Origin of the sequence: Pygmaiobacter massiliensis, from assembly GCF_900199435.1 — a bacterium.
Taxonomy (GTDB): domain Bacteria; phylum Bacillota; class Clostridia; order Oscillospirales; family Ruminococcaceae; genus Pygmaiobacter; species Pygmaiobacter massiliensis.
Genome location: NZ_OAML01000003.1, coordinates 138,584 through 155,211 on the forward strand (window position 1 = coordinate 138,584; position 16,628 = coordinate 155,211).

The window sequence follows — 16,628 nt, forward strand, 5'->3', positions numbered from 1 at the left end:
GAGAGGACCTGTTGAGCGCAACCCGGCAGAATGTTTTGATTGGCATTATCATCTGTTTGACCTCGCAGGTCTACTGGAACTTTTTTGTCGAGGGATTTCGCGTTTCGACAGCCGTTATTCTGCTTCCCGTTTTGCTGATGACATTGGCAAAGCAGCAGCGCCCTGTTCAAGTGGGCGGATGGATTGGTCTTGCAGTTTTTTGCTTTCGCACCTGTACCGAGCTGCTGAGTGGCACAGCATTGCTGCGTGCCATGCTAGATGCTTTCCCAGGCACGGTATTCTATCTGTTCTACTGCTTTTTATTTGGGCTGCTGCTGCGCCGCCGACATTTGTTTTCGCTGACGCGCATCGGCATGCTCATCAGTATCTGCGACTTTGCTTCAAACATGGTCGAGCTTTCAGTCAAAACGCATCTGCGGTTTGCAGGCATCACCGAACGCACAGTGCTGTATCTGGTGGCTATCGCTTTGGTACGTGCGGCGCTGGCGGTGCTTTGTCTTGCGGGTGAACGGCATTACCGTTCGCTGCTCACTCGTGCCGAGCACGAAGCCCGCTACCAAAAACTGTTTTTGATGACCACCGGGCTCAAAAACGAAATCTATTTTATGCGCAAAAACTCCGAAGAAATCGAATCCGTAATGAGCAATGCTTATACGCTCTACGAAAAGCTCAGTGAGCTGGAGCTTCCACCCGAAACACAGAAAGTGGCATTGAGCATTGCCCGTGACGTGCACGAAATTAAGAAAGATTATATCCGTATCATTCAAGGTCTTGAGCAAGAAGTGGTGGAACAGTACGATGAAAACACCATGAGCTGTAAAGATATTCTGCGTATTCTCGAAGATGCTACCTGGCGCAGCATCGAGGAGAAAAAGCTGCAAGTTCAGCTGGAATTTCGAATTAACCACGATTTTCAAACGAAAAAGCATTATGCCCTTATGGCTATTTTAAAGAATCTTGTTGGCAATGCGCTGGAGGCGATTGAAGCATCCGGCAAGGACCGGGGCAAGATTACAGTGGATCAGTGGGTGCAAAACAATACCTACTTTTTCACGATTACCGATACCGGCTGCGGCATCAAAGAACAAGATCAAAAGCGTATTTTTCAGATGGGCTTTTCTACCAAGTTTGATTATAAAACCGGCAATATCTACCGTGGGGTAGGGCTTTCCGGCGTAAAAATGACATTGGAAGAACAGCTGGGTGGCACCGTAACGGTGCAGTCGAGCCTCGGCGAATATACGACATTCACCGTCGAAATTCCGCGGCAGAAGTTGGAGGAATACAGATGAGATTCTTTATCGTAGAAGATGATCCGTCGGTGGTAAGCAACCTCGAGGACATCATCAGCACCAACAACCTTGGCACAGTGTGTGGCGAGGCGGGCGACGCCCTTATTGACGTGAGAGAAATTATTGCAGCGCACCCGGATATTCTGCTCGTGGACTTTTTAATGCCGGACAAGGATGGCATTCAGGTGGTCCGTGAACTGCGAGAGGCCGGCTACAACGCAAAATGCGTGATGCTTTCTCAGCTTTCGACCAAAGCACTGATTGCCAAAGCATACGATGCAGGCGTCGATTTCTTTATCAGCAAGCCGATTAACGTCATCGAAGTGCGTGCGGTACTGTCCAACGTCATCAATCAGCTGAACAACGAGCGAACGCTGGCAGGCATTCGCAGCATGTTTGGCGAGGCCTCAGCAACGGCGGTGCCCGCGCCAACCGCGGCAAAGCCGCAGGATACCCCTACGTTGCGCAAGATACAGAATATCCTCAACCAGCTTGGCATGTCGGGAGAAAAAGGTGCAGAGGACATTATGGGAATCTGCCGCTATTTGCTGGATCAGAACCTGCCGGCATCCCGCACGAGCATCACCACGCTGTGTGAACGGCTTTCGGATACGCCGAAGAATATGGAGCAGCGCATCCGCCGTGCAATTGCCGTAGGCATGGCAAACCTTGCGCACCTCGGCATTGAGGATTTTATGAACGAGACGTTTACCCGTTATTCTGGCACGCTCTTTCCGTTTGAGGAAATTCGCGCAGAGATGGACTTCATCCGTGGTAAACGCGACCGTGGAGGCAAGGTGACGATAAAAAAGTTCATTGATAGCCTATTAGTTTTTACTGAGGATTGAGATTTTTTCGGTAGTAAAGTGAAGATTATTGAAGCTTTAAAAAAAGAGGCTCTGCTTAGGCAGGGCCTTTGCTTTTTTTATGTAAATATATCTTTCACCAGCAAACAAATACTATCGAAAAAATTGTGAAATGAACAGTCTGATACGTTTTACAAATAACCTCACCGGAACACTTGCAATTGCAAGGTAAAGTTGTATAATAAAGGTGCAAGAGAGAAGTAGCCATATTGTTAAAAGTAAAACGATGGTTTTGCTAAACAAAAACATGGTGAAAGTGCACAATTACTTAGAACCGCGTTTGTTGCATTTTGAAATAAATTTCTTCAACATGTAGTTTTTTGTAGAAAAATGTAACTAGAAAGACATACTTGTTTCATCAACAATAAATGGAGGAACTTGTATGCTCGAACTTCAGCTCAATATGTTTCAGGCGCTTGCGGTCGCCGCTTTGGTCTATTGCCTCGGCAGCTTTCTTGTAAAAAAGATTGCCATCCTCGGCAAGTATTGCATTCCGGCTCCCGTCGTTGGCGGTCTGGTTTTTGCAATCGTGCACGTTATCCTGCGTAGTGCAGGTATCGTCTCTATCTCTTTCGACACCACCCTGCAGACTTTCTTTATGACAGTCTTCTTCACCAGCGTTGGTTTCACTGCTTCTTTCCGTCTGCTCAAAAAAGGCGGCAAGCAGGTTTTGGTGTTCCTCGCTGTTGCAATCGGCATGGTCGTTTTGCAGAACCTCGTCGGCTCCGGCCTGGCAGGCGCATTCGGCCTTGACCCGCGCCTTGGCCTCTGTGTCGGTTCTATCCCGATGGTTGGCGGCCACGGCACCTCCGGTTCCTTTGGCCAGCTGCTTGACGGCATGGGCGTTACCGGTGCTTCTACTGTTGCAATTGCATCGGCTACCTTTGGCCTGGTTGCAGGCAGCATGCTGGGCGGCCCTATTGCTCGCCGCCGCATCAACAAACACGGTCTTCACTCTGAAGAGATCGCACAGATCGAAGAGGGTGTGGACGAGAGCGATCACAACTTTACGACCAACACTGCTCGCTTCACCCAGGGCGCTATCTTCATGAGCGTTGCCATGGGTCTCGGCATTCCCATCTCGGCGCTGCTCAGCAAAATCACCATCATGGGCCGCCCGATGACCTTCCCCTCGTACATTGGTGCAATGCTCGCAGCAGTTATCATTCGCAACATCTGGGATGCTTTCCACAAAGAGCTTCCGTCTTCTGAGATCGAAACCACTGGTGGCGTATCTCTCTCGCTGTTCCTTTCCTTCGCACTCATGGGCCTGCGCCTTTGGGAGCTGGCGGACCTCGCACTGCCGATGATCGTCATGCTGCTGGCACAGACCACTATGATGGGCCTCTTCGCTTACTTTGTTGTTTTCAACATCATGGGCCGCGACTACGAGGCAGCCGTTATGACCACCGCTTTCTGCGGCTTTGGTATGGGTGCTACCCCCAATGCAATGGCTAATATGCAGGCAGTTACCAAAAACTACGGCCCGGCACCCCGCGCATTCTTTGTTGTGCCCCTCGTAGGAAGTTTGTTCATTGACTTCTTTAACAGCCTTATCATTACGACTTTCTTGAGTGTACTGTGACGGTGCCTCAATTAAGAAATATACTAAACTTGGTATAAATTTTGGAGGTTAAGTTATTATGAACCAGTATGTAGCAAGAGTTCTCGAAGAAACCCGCGCTAAAAACGCAAACGAACCCGAGTTCCTGCAGACCGTGGAGGAAGTTTTGACTTCTCTTGCACCCGTCTTTGACCAGCACCCGGAATACGAGAAAGCAGCTCTTCTTGAGCGTATGGTCGAGCCGGAGCGCACCATCGAGTTCCGTGTTACCTGGACCGACGACGCTGGCGCTGTACATGTTAACCGCGGCTACCGCGTACAGTACAACGGCGCAATCGGCCCCTACAAGGGCGGCCTGCGTTTCCACCCCTCCGTTAACCTGTCTGTTATGAAGTTCCTCGGCTTTGAGCAGACCTTAAAAAACAGCCTGACCACCCTGCCCATGGGCGGTGCAAAAGGCGGTTCTGACTTCGACCCGCGCCACAAGAGCGATGCTGAAATCATGCGTTTCTGCCAGGCATTTATGACCGAGCTGCAGCGTCATGTCGGCCCCGATGTCGACGTTCCGGCTGGCGATATGGGCGTTGGCGCTCGTGAAATCGGCTACCTGTTTGGCCAGTGGCGTCGTGTTCGCGGTGCATACCAGAACGGCGTTATCACCGGCAAAGGCCTGTCCTTCGGCGGCAGCGTAGTTCGTCCGGAAGCAACCGGCTTCGGCGCTGTTTACTACACCGCAGAAGTTCTCGCTCACGAAGGCACTGACTTCAAGGGCAAAACCGTTGCTCTGTCCGGCTTCGGCAACGTTGCTTGGGGCGCTGCAATGAAAATTGCTGAGCTCGGCGGCAAAGTTGTTACTCTTTCTGGTCCCGACGGCTACATCTACGATGCAGACGGCGTTGTCACCGAAGAGAAAATCAAATACATGCTCGAGATGCGTTCTTCCGGCCGCGACTCCGTTAAAGACTATGCAGACAAATTTGGCTGCGAGTTCGTTGCTGGCAAGAAACCCTGGGAGCGCAAAGTTGACATTGTTATGCCCTGCGCAACCCAGAACGACGTTAACATGGACGAAGCTAAGAAAATTGTTGCAAACGGCGTAAAATACTACATCGAAGTTGCAAACATGCCCACCACCAACGAAGCTCTCATGTTCCTGCTTGAGCAGAAGAACATGATCGTTGCTCCTTCTAAAGCAGTTAACGCAGGCGGCGTTGCAGTTTCTGGTCTCGAGCAGAGCCAGAACAGCGAGCGTATCTCCTGGACTGCAGAAGAAGTTGATGCAAAACTGCACCAGATCATGAAGAACATCTATGATTCTTCCGTTGCTGCTGCAGAAGAGTTTGGCTTCGGCTACAACCTGGTTGCAGGTGCAAACATCGCTGGCTTCAAGAAAGTCGCTGATGCTATGACCGCACAGGGCCTCATCTAATTAGCTCCCAAAACTGACAGCAATCTGCATATTTCACTCCCGTGTAGATTCCTGCCTATCAGGCACACCTGCTTTTTCCCGAGCAGGTGTGCCTCTTTTTTTTATCTTTTTTCGCAAATTACGATGTAAATATTAAGTGAACGCTTTATTAACAAATGATTAATAAAGCACAAAAGCCAATTGGGTTTGTTGTGTAAATACCCAAAAATATTGTACATGCTATTGTTTTATTATGCAATGTATTATATAATGGGAACTGGAAACTTGTTCCAAAAGTTCCAACAACAACAATCAGGAGGAAAACACATGAAAAGAAAATTGTCAGCACTTCTCTGTGGCGCACTTGCGCTCAGCCTGGCGCTCAGTGCTTGTGGGGGCTCCGCTTCCAGCGCACCTGCAGCTTCGGCAGCCGGCTCTACCGCGGCGTCTGCACCCGCAGCGGCAACTGGCGACAAAACCAAACTGACCTTGGGCACTGGCGGCACTACCGGTACCTATTATGCCGTTGGCGGCGTTATGGCTACCGTGCTTAATGACAAGCTGGGTCTGTCCAACCTCACCGTTACCTCTACCGGCGCTTCTAAAGCAAACATTCAGCTGGTTGATGACGGCGAAGCACAGCTTGCAACTGTACAGAACGACGTTATGTACTATGCATACAAAGGCACCGACCTGTTTGCTGAAGAAGGCGCTTACGATTCTTTCGGCACCGTTGCTTGCCTGTATGACGAAACCTGCCAGGTAGTTGCACTTGCCGACAAAGGCATCAACAGCATCGCAGACCTGAAAGGCAAATCCGTTTCCGTTGGTGACGCAGGCTCCGGCGTTGAGTTCAACGCTCGCCAGATTCTCGCTGCTTACGGCCTCGACATTGAAAAAGACATCAAAAAAGTCAACGCCAGCTTCGGCGACTCTGCTGAGTCGATGAAAGACGGCAAGATCGATGCAGCTTTCGTTACCGCAGGCGCACCGACCACCGCAGTTGTTGACCTTTCCACTGCAAAATCCATCAAGATTCTCGAAATCGACGATGAGCATGCAGATAAGCTCATGAAAGAGTATCCGTTCTACACCAAAGCTACCATCCCCTCCGGCACCTACACCGGCCAGGATGCAGACGTCAAGACCATTTCTGTGCAGGCAACTCTGATTGCTTCCATGGACGTTCCCGAGGATGTTATCTATGATCTTTGCAAGACCATGTTTGACAATCTGGATGCCCTGCAGTCTGGTCATGATAAATTCAAAGAGCTGAACCCGGAAGATGCCGTCGCTGGCGCGTCCACTCCGTTCCACCCGGGCGCTGAGAAGTATTTCAAAGAAATCGGCGCTCTGAAATAAGGGAACTCTTTGCAAAGAAAACATAAAATAGGAGTTGTCGCCGCAGCATTGTTTTTAATGATGATTGCGGCGGCACTTTTATTCAGAACCTCTGGCGAGGGGTATCTCACCTTACGGAACGGCAATACCGGACAGATTTATGCGCGGTACTCGCTGCCGAAAGACCACCGCTTTTCAGTGGGCTTTGTACATTCCGTAAACAAAAGCCCGGTAACCGATATTTACGAAATTAAAAACGGTAGCATCTATGTGGAACAAACGATCTACTATGGATTCGGTGCCGGGGTTCAGACCGAGCTTGGCCCGGGACAAACACTCACCTATGGTGAGGATGGCTCTATGATCATTTCTGGCTTTGACAAAGAAATTCAGCCGCTCTCTTATTTTGTAGGTACTGTTTCAGACCACATTTTAACAATCGGCGGCAAAGAGATCAGCTTACGGGACCTGTGCGGCAGGAACAGCTTGGTCACTTTTGTCTATGAGCCACACTAGCTTCAATGAAGGAGGACATCAATTTGTCTAACGAAGTCAATGACATCCAAGAAAACACCGCCCCGGTTGCCGATGTAGAAGTTGGTACTGCGGCGGACGTTGAAGAGATGATGAAAAAGTTTGACCGAGAGTCAAACACCCGTGTGTACACCGGCGTACCGCAAAAAATTGTGCGCTATGCCTTGTCCGCGTTCACCCTGTTTATGATGTGGATGAACCTTTTCTCCACTTGGGACGAACGTATTCGCCGCTGCCTCTTCTTGGGATTTGTTTTCCTTTTGGTCTTCGCATTGTTCCCGATCAAAAAAGGAAAAATGCGCGAAAACCATATCCCCATCTACGACATCTTTTTGGGTGTTGTAGGCGCGGGCAGCTTTTTCTACTATGTATTCAACTTTGATTCCATCGTCCGCCGTGCAACCCGCATTAATACGCTGGAGATTGTGCTCGGTGTCATCGGTATTATCGTGCTGGTAGAAGCTTGCCGCCGCGTGGTAGGTATCCCCATTATCTGCGTAGCATCGGTGTTTGTCATCTATGCTTTCGCCTCGGGCTCCAGCTTGAAAAAGGTCATCTACAATCTGTTCTACACCACCACAGGTGTCATCGGCACACCGATTGGCGTTTGCTCTACTTACATTGTTCTGTTCATCGTCTTTGGTGCATTCCTTGAGGCGACCGGCATTTCGGATTTCTTTATCCAGTGCGCAAACTCTGTAGCAGGCGCTGCCGTTGGCGGCCCGGCAAAAGTTTCGGTTATCTCTTCTGCACTCTGCGGCATGGTTTCCGGTTCTTCGGTTGGTAACACTGTTACCACTGGTTCCATCACCATCCCGATGATGAAAAAAACCGGCTATCCCGGCGAGTTTGCAGGTGCTGTTGAAGCGGCATCTTCTACCGGCGGCCAGATTATGCCCCCCATCATGGGCGCAGCGGCCTTCTTGATGGCAGAGTTCTGCGGTGTTCCGTATTCCAACATCGTAGTACGTGCTATTCTGCCGGCATTCCTGTACTTTATGGGCATCTTCCTTATGGTTCACTTCCGTGCAAAAAAGCTGGGACTGAAAGGCATTCCCAAAGATCAGCTGCCCAAACTTGGCAAACTGATTTTGACCAAAGGCTTTTTGCTGGTTCCGTTGGTCGTGCTGGTTTACATGATTATCCAAGGCTACACGATGTCCCGTTCCGCAATTATCGCTACCGGCCTTGCTGTTGTGGTTAGCTTGCTGAACAAAGACAATCGCATGACTTTGACCGGCTTTGTAAATGCACTCGAAAACGGCGGCAAAAACACTCTGTCTGTTGCAGTTGCTTGCGCTATGGCAGGTATCATTGCAGGCGTTGTTACGATGACGGGCCTCGGCCAGATTTTCATCTCGGCTATTGTTGGTTTGGCAAACGGCCGTTTGCTGGTTGCGCTGATCCTCACCATGCTCTGCTGCATTCTGCTCGGCATGGGTGTTCCGACCACCGCAAACTATGTTATCATGGCAACCACCTGCGCGCCGATTCTGATTACCGGTATGGGCATGAACCCAATTGCGGCGAACATGTTCGTATTCTACTTCGGTATCGTTGCAGACATCACCCCGCCGGTTGCGCTGGCTGCTTATGCAGGTGCAGCAATCGCGAAGGCAAACCCCATGAAGACGGCGTTCAATGCAACCCGTCTGGCAATCGCAGCGTTCATCGTGCCCTACATGTTTGCTTACAATAATGCGATGCTTTTCATCGATACCAACGCGTTCGATGTCATTCTCATCGTTATTACCTCGATCGTTGGCATGGCAGCAATTGCCGCCGGCCTTGAGGGCTTCATGTTCCGTCACATGAATATGCCGATGCGTCTTGTCTCCGCTGCGGCTGGTCTGATGCTCATCAAACCGGGCATCATCACCGACGCAATTGGCTTTGGGCTGATCGCAGTTATTATTGCACTTCAGTTCATAATGGAGAAAAACAAAACAAAAGCGGCTGCCTAAAAGCATCGCTTCTATCAAATCTGCTGTCCTTCGGGGCAGCAGATTTTTTTTGTTCTGCGTAGACAGAATTTTCACAACTTGCAGGTAAAATGAAATTTTAGAGAAGAAAGCATCAAAAGCAGGGGGAGTGGATGCGAAAAATTGAGGACGCTTATGAATGAAAGAAGCAGTAGAATAAATCAGCCTCGGCTATAATTAGAAAGGTTTGCTTTTGCCTGGATAAAAGCCACACTTTTTTGGAAATTATTGTGTATTGCGAGATAATTTCAAATGGATCTGCAAAAATAGCATTTTTGATATTGGCAATAAATCACGTTTTATAGAAAACCAATCGAAAAATGCTAATAGCGAATTGCTTTTTTGGCTTATTTAAAATAAAAAATCTCGCATAACGGGCTGAGTTTATGCTGCCTACTGCAAGATCTGTAGTGATTTTTTATGCACCCGTTTGATACGGGGCTTTGATGCAAAAAGGCATGGCAAGCTGCGGTGGCATCACAAGAGCATGCCACGCAGGGGCAGGTGTATTTGGTTGATTTTTTCACGATTTTAGTGTATAGTAATACTACCTATTTGCTTCGGCAGAAACTCGATTTCTGTCGGGAAGGAGCTATTTATGTCTATCGTTTCTCCCTCACTGCTTTCTGCAAGTTTTGCCCATCTGGAGCAGGACTGCCGCATGGTTTTAGAAGCAGGTGCGGAATTTTTACATTTTGATGTTATGGATGGCCATTTTGTGCCAAACATTAGCTTTGGGGCCCCAGTGCTGAAAAGCCTTGCAAAAGAGCTGGATGCTTTTTATGATGTCCATTTGATGATTACTGACCCGCTAAGCTATATTGAAAGCTTTGCAAAAGCGGGTGCAAGTCTCATTTCGTTCCATCTGGAAGCGGACAGCCCTGTGCAGGAAACCATTGATGCCATCCACGCTGTTGGTTGCAAAGCAGGTCTTGTAATTAAACCTGCCACCCCAGCAGAGGCATTGTTTCCGTATCTGGACAAGGTGGAGCTGGTGCTGGTGATGAGCGTAGAGCCTGGTTTTGGTGGCCAGAGTTTTATGCCGTCTGCACTGCCTAAGCTGCAGGCCATCAAAGCGGAGGCTGAGCGCATTGGCCGCAGCGACCTCTGGATTGAGGTGGACGGCGGCGTGGGACGTGATACTGCGGAGCAGTGCGCGCAGGCAGGTGCGAATGTGCTGGTCGCGGGCTCGGCTGTGTTCAGTGCAGCTGACCCTGTTGCCGAAACCCGCTGGCTGAAAAGCCTTTAGGCATAAAGTTAACCCCAAGAAGGCTGCTTTGCGGCCGGAAAGGTTCTTTTGTATATGAATAATGTAACCGAAACCATTCGCCCCCGACATGAGGGTTATGCAACTGGATGCGATGTGCTGTTCGCACTGTTTCCGCTTGCATTTATGGCGGTATATCTGTATGGCCCGCGCCCGGCACTGATGCTCGGCGTAGCATTGCTGACCGCATTTATCTGCGATTTTTTGGTAGCCTTGCTGCGGCATTACCCGCACGATAACACCGAGAACTCTTCGTTTGTTTATGCTGCAATTTTTACGCTGATGCTTCCTGCAACGGCACCTTATTATATGATTGTAGTTGGCGTCGCAATTGCGGTGCTGATTGGCAAGCATATTTTTGGCGGCTGGGGCAGCTATCCGTTTAATCCTGCTGCGGTAGGCTATGCAGTAGTTACCATCAGCTGGCCGGAGATGCTGTTTAAATATCCGCAGCCGTTCAGCACACTCAGCCTGTTTGGCGCTTCGGATGTGCCGCTGATTGAAGCTTCTGCACATACCTTAAAAAATGGCGGCGTGCCGAACATCCCAACATTAGATTTGATTTTGGGCAGCTATGCTGGCCCGATGGGGACCACCTTCTGCATCGTAATTGCAGCGTCGGCGATTTACCTGCTGGTACGCCGGCGCATTACACTGGAGCTTCCAGTATCTTTTCTTGCTACCTGCGTGGTTATCAGCTTGCTGATGCCCCGTATTACCATGGCGGCGCGACTTGATGTGGTAAAATACGAGCTGCTTTCGGGCGCATTGCTGTTTGGCAGCATCTTTTTGGTCTGCAATGCTACCACGGCACCGAAAAATAAATTAGCACGGGTGCTATATGGCATTTTGTGCGGGTTTTTGACCATGATGTTCCGTTGTTATGGAGCGTATGAGCTGGGCGTCTGTTTTGCAGTGCTGCTCGCGAATGCCTTTAGCGGATACCTTGATCGCATTTGCAGTGCGCGAACCCTCCATAAAAAACTGAACGGAGGAAAACAGAATGAATCTTGAACGCGCTCTTTACTATAAAGAAAATATGGAAAGATTGATGCGCACCGAGCGTTTGTTTTTAAACAACCCTGTGCTCATCACCGGGCTTGGCCTTGCACCCATTGTGGTAGCGGCCACCAGCCTAAACAATGCGCTAATTCTCGGCCTTGCGGTGTTGCTATTGCTCACCCCAACCCGGCTGCTCGCGGCTTTCCTTTCTCGCTACTCTTATATGCGTTTTCGTGGCGTGGTCTACACGTTGTCGGCAGCACTCCTTTATATTCCGGTCTATCTCATCGAGCGGGCTGTTTTTGGCGTAGGCCTCAGTATGGTAGGGCTCTATCTGCCGCTGCTTGTTGTGGAGCCGATTATCATTAAACGGTACGAGCGGCCACAGCTGGAGCCGATGGGTATGGCACTGCGCAAAGGCATTGCCACCACCGGCGGCTTTTTGCTGGCGCTGTTCCTCGTAGCAACATTGCGCGAGTTTTTAGGCGCAGGCAGCCTGTTTGGACATATGCTGGTAAAAGCGGCGCCGTTCCCTCTGGCAGGCTCTACTGCGGGCGGGTTTATTTTGGTAGGCTTAATGGCTGCTTTTTGGCGCTGGCTTCGCAACCTGTTTAAGAAATATGTCAACATGGAGGCGAAACGAGAGATATGATCGTATTAAAATCCGTCTTGACCTTTTTTGTGTACGCAGTTGTTGCAATTGCGGCACAAAATGCCGTGTTTAGCCGGGCACTTGGTGTTTCCCGAGTTGTCAAAATGGTGGATGACGGCATTGTTTCGCTTGGCAAATTCACTGTTATGCTTGCAGCAGTACAGCTACTGAGTGCCCCGATGGCCTATTTTTCAGGCCGATTGATTCAAGACCTTACCTGGCGCGGCGCCGTGCGCCCGCTGATCTATGTGCTTTGCACCAGTATTGCCTATTTTGTTATTCTGCTTGCGCTGGCACTGCTGGCCCAGAAAACCCAGATAAAAGACATCAAAGACTATGTGGCCCTTCTGCCGTCCGCTACCTTTAACTGCTGCGTATTGGGCGCACTGTTGCTGACGACTACCTCGGGCTACACTTTGCTGGAGACGATGGGCTTTGCGCTGGGCAGCGCAGTCGGGTATGCTTTGGCTATCCTCGTCGTAAACGAGGGCCAGCGTAAAATTCGTAACCGCAATGTGCCCTCTACCTTCCGAGGGCTGCCGATTACATTGATTTATATCGGCATCGTGGCACTTGCGATTTATGGCTTTACAGGACACATGCCGGCAATTTAAGTTGCTCGAAGGAGGCTTTGCAAATGAAAAAGAAACGGATGAAGGTCAAACGCTACAAACGCAGCTTTTCCGGTTCTGCAGATCGTCAGAATACGCTGCGCAAGGTGCTGATGTGGATTGTGGCAGCGCTGGTGCTGTTTGCCCTCGGTTGGCTGCTTGCAAAGCCTGGTCTGGACCTGGCCTCCAAGCTTTGGTACCAGCATAAAAACGGCGGAACCACTCCGCCGTCTTCCAGTACATCAGCCCCCAGTGAAGCACAGAGCGGCGCAGTGACCGCTCCTTCTGAAATTACCGAGCCGGAAACACCATCTGCTGCCACGGGCAAGGGAACTTGGAAGTTTGTTGCGCTTTCTTCCGTCGCAACACCGGAGCAGGCGGCACAGGTGGCGAAACAGCTTGCAGAAAACGGTGTTTCGGGCGCAGTGCTTACGCTCAAAGATGAAACAGGTAATCTATATTACAATAGTGCAGTGGATGCTGCAAAAAGTGCTATCTCGCCATCGGCCATTGATGCCGCAGCGGTAGCCAAAGCCTTTACTGAGCAGGGGGTAACACCAATTGCGGCCGTTTGGGCCTTCCGCGATTCGACAATGCCTTATTTGGATCGTGCAACAGCGGTGAAATATCAAGGCACAGATTATAACTGGCTTGACAATGCCAAAGAGCTTGGCGGTAAGCCCTGGATGAACCCCAACAGTGCAGCTGCACAGACCTACCTTAACGAGCTGGTCAAAGAAATCAGCGCGATGGGTTATCAGAAAATTCTGGTGAGCGGGTTGCAGTTCCCAGAAGGGTACAGCCTGCAGGCGTGCGATTTTGGAACCTTAAGCGGAAGCAAAGAGCAGTTGCTTGCAAAAGTGGGTACAGACTTGCAAACGGCGGCCGGAGAGGCAGAAGTTTGGTTTGAATTCCCGCAGGCGGCTGTTTCGGGTGAATCGTTTGCAAGCTATGGCGCATCGCCGGCCGGTTTTGGCCTTGCCAATGTACTGGTACGCAGCACCAATGTAACCACTGTCAATGAGGCAGGCGAAACGGTAAACACGCTGCCGGATACAGCGGAAGAAACGTTAGAAGGTCTGAAAGCGGCACTTGAAAAAGGCGGCACAAAACAGGTGGGATTTTATCTTGCTGGCATCTCCGGCAATGAGCTGAGTGCGGCAAACGAAACGGCCAAAGCAGCTGGATACGAAGTGCAGCTTATCCCGTAATTCATTCGATAAAAATGCAAACGCCTCTGCGGCGGACAGCGCTGTCCCGGCAGAGGCGTTTTTTGAGCCATGGCAAACGCAAACCTTGGCAATTACAAAAAACAGGAGACGACTCGCCATGTACGTACGCGCCATAACCGAAGAAGATTTGCCCGCCCTCTATGAGCTTTGCGCTGCAGCGTCCGGCACCGCCATGCCTCAGCAACTGTTTGCAGGGGTTCTCCGGGCGGTACTTTCGGATAAGCGTCGCCGGGTGGTCATTGCATTTGAAGGTGAGCGCGCGGTGGGATACGGCGACTTACAGGTGGAGCTGCTGCTTTCGAGCTGCACCTTTGCCGGGCTTTTGCAGGAGCTTTACGTAGAGGAAGCGGTGCGAGGCAAAAATATCGGGACAGGAATGCTGATTGCACTTTCCGGCCAGGCGAAAACACTTGGTTGTACTGAAATGCGGGCAAATACTTCTCGCGTTAATTTAAAGGCACAAAGCTTTTTGGAACGACATGGATTTGTAAAGATGCAGCATCTTTTTTCAAAGCCGCTGAAATAAAAAGAAGGCTGGTCTATACCAGATTAATTGAAACAGAAAAGGGCATCGGTAAAACCGATGCCCTTTGATTTTCCCCAAAGTTTATCTGTGTTTAGATTAGTGGGCGGCTACTCCGCTACTCTTTCAAAAATAATTTGGTAGCCGGTAGCGGCATACATGCCCATTTTCTCATTGAATGGCGCTACAACCTGGTTTAACCGCCAGCCGTTTTCTGCTTCTTGCAGAATGATTTTTTTGCACTCATCGAAAGCATCTCCGCCCTTCGTCTTTAATCCGCTTTTTACTGTAACCTCAACAAATTTGTATTCATATTTTTTCATCAGTATTTCCTCATTTCTCGTCTTTCTGCTAATATCAAAGAAGATAATTGGACATAGTTTATGGTCTTTAAAACCAGTGTGTATGCGCAGGGCCAAAACTCCATGGGCTGGTAAAAATCTCTCAAAAATTAATTGTTCAATATAAAAAACCTCGCCTAATATATAATCTGGCGAGGTTTTCTTTTTTGATAAAAGGCTATTGCACAAAATGTGCTGGAGCATTAGTCGTTAGTCATCCACGTCAAGGGCTTCGATGCCTTTCTTTGCTTCAGGGCGGCTGTCACCGTGGTGGACAAAGAGCATCGTGACGAAGCTGGCAAGCACAAACAGCGCGCCGTAGGGGAAGAGATACTCATAGCCGAGGAACTGCATTACAGCACCCGAAAGGATCGGTGTGATAATTTGTGCCGTCATCGAGAAAGTGTAATAGTAGCCGGTGTATTTGCCAACGTCGGCACCGCGGCTCATTTCAACCACCATCGGGTAGCTGTTTACATTGATGAAAGCCCAGCCTATGCCGGCAAGAGAGAAGAACAAGAAAATAAGCCCGGAGAAGCTGGTGAAGATAGCACCGGCGCCAAACGCAACACCCAGCATGGCAACACCGATGAGAATCGTTCTTTTGCGGCCGATTTTGCTGGCGATAATGCCGACAGGAATATAGGTAACAATAGCAGCAGCCTGTGCAATCATCAACACCAGGGCGTAATCGCCGCCCTGCATGCCCCAGCGAAAGGAGGCGTACTTGCTAAATGCGGTGGTAACTGCATTGTAACCCATAAACCACAGAAAGACGCTGGCGAGGATAAAGCAAAGCGAGCGGAATACGTCTTTTGGCATTTTTTCGCTCGCGGCACCGTCTGCCTCGTTGACGATTTCTTCCTCAACACCCATTGCGCGGCTTTCTTCTTCCATCAGCGCAACAGTTTTGGGCTCGTTGATTTTAAAGAACAGATAGGCAACACAGAGGACCATAATTGCGATGGTTAGCGCAAAGAGGGGGATATAATCGGGATGATCGGTTTTGGGCACCATCAGCTTGATGGCAAGCAACATAATAATGCCGCCAACGGCACCCATCAGGTTAATAATCGCGTTTGCCTTACTGCGCAGCGGCTTCGGGGTAACGTCCGGCATTAAAGCAACCGCGGGGCTGCGGTAAGTAGCCATTGCCACCAGCACAAGGCCGAGGCCAATGATGAAGAGCGGTAGGTTATTGAAATGGTCGCCCAGCGGGATTAACAGCATCGCGGTAGAGGCAAGCAAGGTGCCGATAACGATAAACGGCATTCTGCGTCCCCAGCGGGTGCTCGTTTTGTCTGACAAAGTGCCAAACAGAGGAAGCATGAACAGCGCAAGCACATTGTCCATCGCCATGACTACACCGGCAGCCGTATCGCTGACCCCGAATGTGTTTTTCAAGATCAGTGGCACAATGCCGTCGTAAACCTGCCAAAAAGCGCAGATCGACATAAACGCCAGACCGACCGTGACGGTGCGTTTGTTATTCAGTTTCATAAAGAGACTCCTTTCCCGCTGGGCGGGGTGTTTCAAGTGCGATATACGCGCTCTTATTTATTGTAACATTCCCGCAGGGCTAGAGCAATTGGAAAAGAACTGAAAAAAGAAGGAAGTTTGCACAAAAAGCAGTAAGCATTTGCAGGCCAGCGCCCTAGATGCCCTCTAATAATATGTAAGTGCTCAACCTGTCAAGAAGAGGGAAGGATTACCAGATAAAACAAAATTTTGAGGATTTTGGGCAAAAAGCCGAAAAGATTAAAGATTTCTTTGCTTTCTATTCTTACGAGCGGGGTTTCACACCCAAAATGAAATCTTTTTAAAGAAGAAAAGGCAAGTTTTGTTATATTCGATATTTTATAAACAGAAGAGTTGAACTCTGCTGTTTTTATGATATAATGAAGGCAAATTCAGTATTTATTTCGGCCTCTAAATAGCCATGCTGCACAAAATAAATTGTGTGGTTTGTGCAAACTGCTCAAGTCGCGCGGAAGAGATCTCAAAAAAGACCCC

The 16,628-nt window shown here is 49.6% G+C and carries 15 protein-coding genes; 13 read left to right on the top strand and 2 right to left on the bottom strand.

Annotated elements, in window-relative coordinates; all coding sequences use genetic code 11:
* Positions 1-11 precede the first annotated feature (11 nt).
* The 13 genes from C1A11_RS05145 (at position 12) to C1A11_RS05205 (ending at position 14,277) form a co-directional block, all read left to right on the top strand.
* Complete coding sequence (locus C1A11_RS05145; RefSeq protein WP_242965840.1) at positions 12-1,292, top strand: sensor histidine kinase; 1,281 nt, start codon at positions 12-14, stop codon at positions 1,290-1,292.
* Positions 1,289-2,140 (top strand): response regulator, encoded by an 852-nt coding sequence (locus tag C1A11_RS05150; protein WP_102049441.1) that lies wholly within the window; start codon positions 1,289-1,291, stop codon positions 2,138-2,140. Before C1A11_RS05145 ends, C1A11_RS05150 begins: the two co-directional genes overlap by 4 nt.
* Positions 2,141-2,540: 400 nt before the next feature.
* Entirely contained in the window at positions 2,541-3,743 is a 1,203-nt protein-coding gene (gene gltS / locus C1A11_RS05155; RefSeq protein WP_102049442.1) for a sodium/glutamate symporter, read from the top strand.
* 58 nt (positions 3,744-3,801) lie between these two features.
* Positions 3,802-5,151: an NADP-specific glutamate dehydrogenase gene (gdhA, locus tag C1A11_RS05160; RefSeq protein ID WP_102049443.1), complete on the top strand. Its 1,350-nt coding sequence runs from the start codon at positions 3,802-3,804 to the stop codon at positions 5,149-5,151.
* Between the two features lie 306 nt (positions 5,152-5,457).
* Positions 5,458-6,492, top strand: a complete 1,035-nt coding sequence (locus tag C1A11_RS05165; RefSeq protein ID WP_102049444.1) for a TAXI family TRAP transporter solute-binding subunit — start codon at positions 5,458-5,460, stop codon at positions 6,490-6,492.
* A 9-nt stretch (positions 6,493-6,501) separates the two neighbouring features.
* Positions 6,502-6,987 carry a DUF1850 domain-containing protein gene (locus C1A11_RS05170; RefSeq protein WP_145995721.1) on the top strand — a complete coding sequence of 162 codons (486 nt, stop codon included), beginning with the start codon at positions 6,502-6,504 and terminating at the stop codon, positions 6,985-6,987.
* Positions 6,988-7,010: 23 nt separating this feature from the next.
* Positions 7,011-8,969 carry a TRAP transporter permease gene (locus C1A11_RS05175; protein ID WP_341458129.1) on the top strand — a complete coding sequence of 653 codons (1,959 nt, stop codon included), beginning with the start codon at positions 7,011-7,013 and terminating at the stop codon, positions 8,967-8,969.
* Between the two features lie 616 nt (positions 8,970-9,585).
* Positions 9,586-10,236, top strand: a complete 651-nt coding sequence (rpe, locus tag C1A11_RS05180; protein WP_102049447.1) for a ribulose-phosphate 3-epimerase — start codon at positions 9,586-9,588, stop codon at positions 10,234-10,236.
* 54 nt (positions 10,237-10,290) lie between these two features.
* Positions 10,291-11,268 (top strand): RnfABCDGE type electron transport complex subunit D, encoded by a 978-nt coding sequence (locus C1A11_RS05185; RefSeq protein ID WP_102049448.1) that lies wholly within the window; start codon positions 10,291-10,293, stop codon positions 11,266-11,268.
* The gene (locus tag C1A11_RS05190) at positions 11,258-11,908 is read left to right on the top strand and encodes an Rnf-Nqr domain containing protein (RefSeq protein WP_102049449.1); all 651 of its coding nucleotides are present in this window, start codon (positions 11,258-11,260) and stop codon (positions 11,906-11,908) included. Before C1A11_RS05185 ends, C1A11_RS05190 begins: the two co-directional genes overlap by 11 nt.
* Positions 11,905-12,522 (top strand): Rnf-Nqr domain containing protein, encoded by a 618-nt coding sequence (locus C1A11_RS05195; RefSeq protein WP_102049450.1) that lies wholly within the window; start codon positions 11,905-11,907, stop codon positions 12,520-12,522. Before C1A11_RS05190 ends, C1A11_RS05195 begins: the two co-directional genes overlap by 4 nt.
* Positions 12,523-12,545: 23 nt before the next feature.
* The gene (locus C1A11_RS05200; protein ID WP_102049451.1) at positions 12,546-13,730 is read left to right on the top strand and encodes a putative glycoside hydrolase; all 1,185 of its coding nucleotides are present in this window, start codon (positions 12,546-12,548) and stop codon (positions 13,728-13,730) included.
* Between the two features lie 118 nt (positions 13,731-13,848).
* Positions 13,849-14,277 (top strand): GNAT family N-acetyltransferase, encoded by a 429-nt coding sequence (locus C1A11_RS05205; protein WP_102049452.1) that lies wholly within the window; start codon positions 13,849-13,851, stop codon positions 14,275-14,277.
* Positions 14,278-14,384: 107 nt separating this feature from the next.
* Here C1A11_RS05205 and C1A11_RS13930 read toward each other — a convergent pair whose 3' ends face one another.
* Both C1A11_RS13930 and C1A11_RS05215 read right to left on the bottom strand, forming a co-directional pair.
* Positions 14,385-14,819, bottom strand: coding sequence for a DUF4177 domain-containing protein (locus C1A11_RS13930; protein WP_242965841.1), 435 nt, complete (start codon positions 14,817-14,819; stop codon positions 14,385-14,387).
* Positions 14,820-14,825: 6 nt separating this feature from the next.
* Positions 14,826-16,115, bottom strand: a complete 1,290-nt coding sequence (locus C1A11_RS05215; RefSeq protein WP_102049454.1) for an MFS transporter — start codon at positions 16,113-16,115, stop codon at positions 14,826-14,828.
* Positions 16,116-16,628 lie beyond the last annotated feature (513 nt).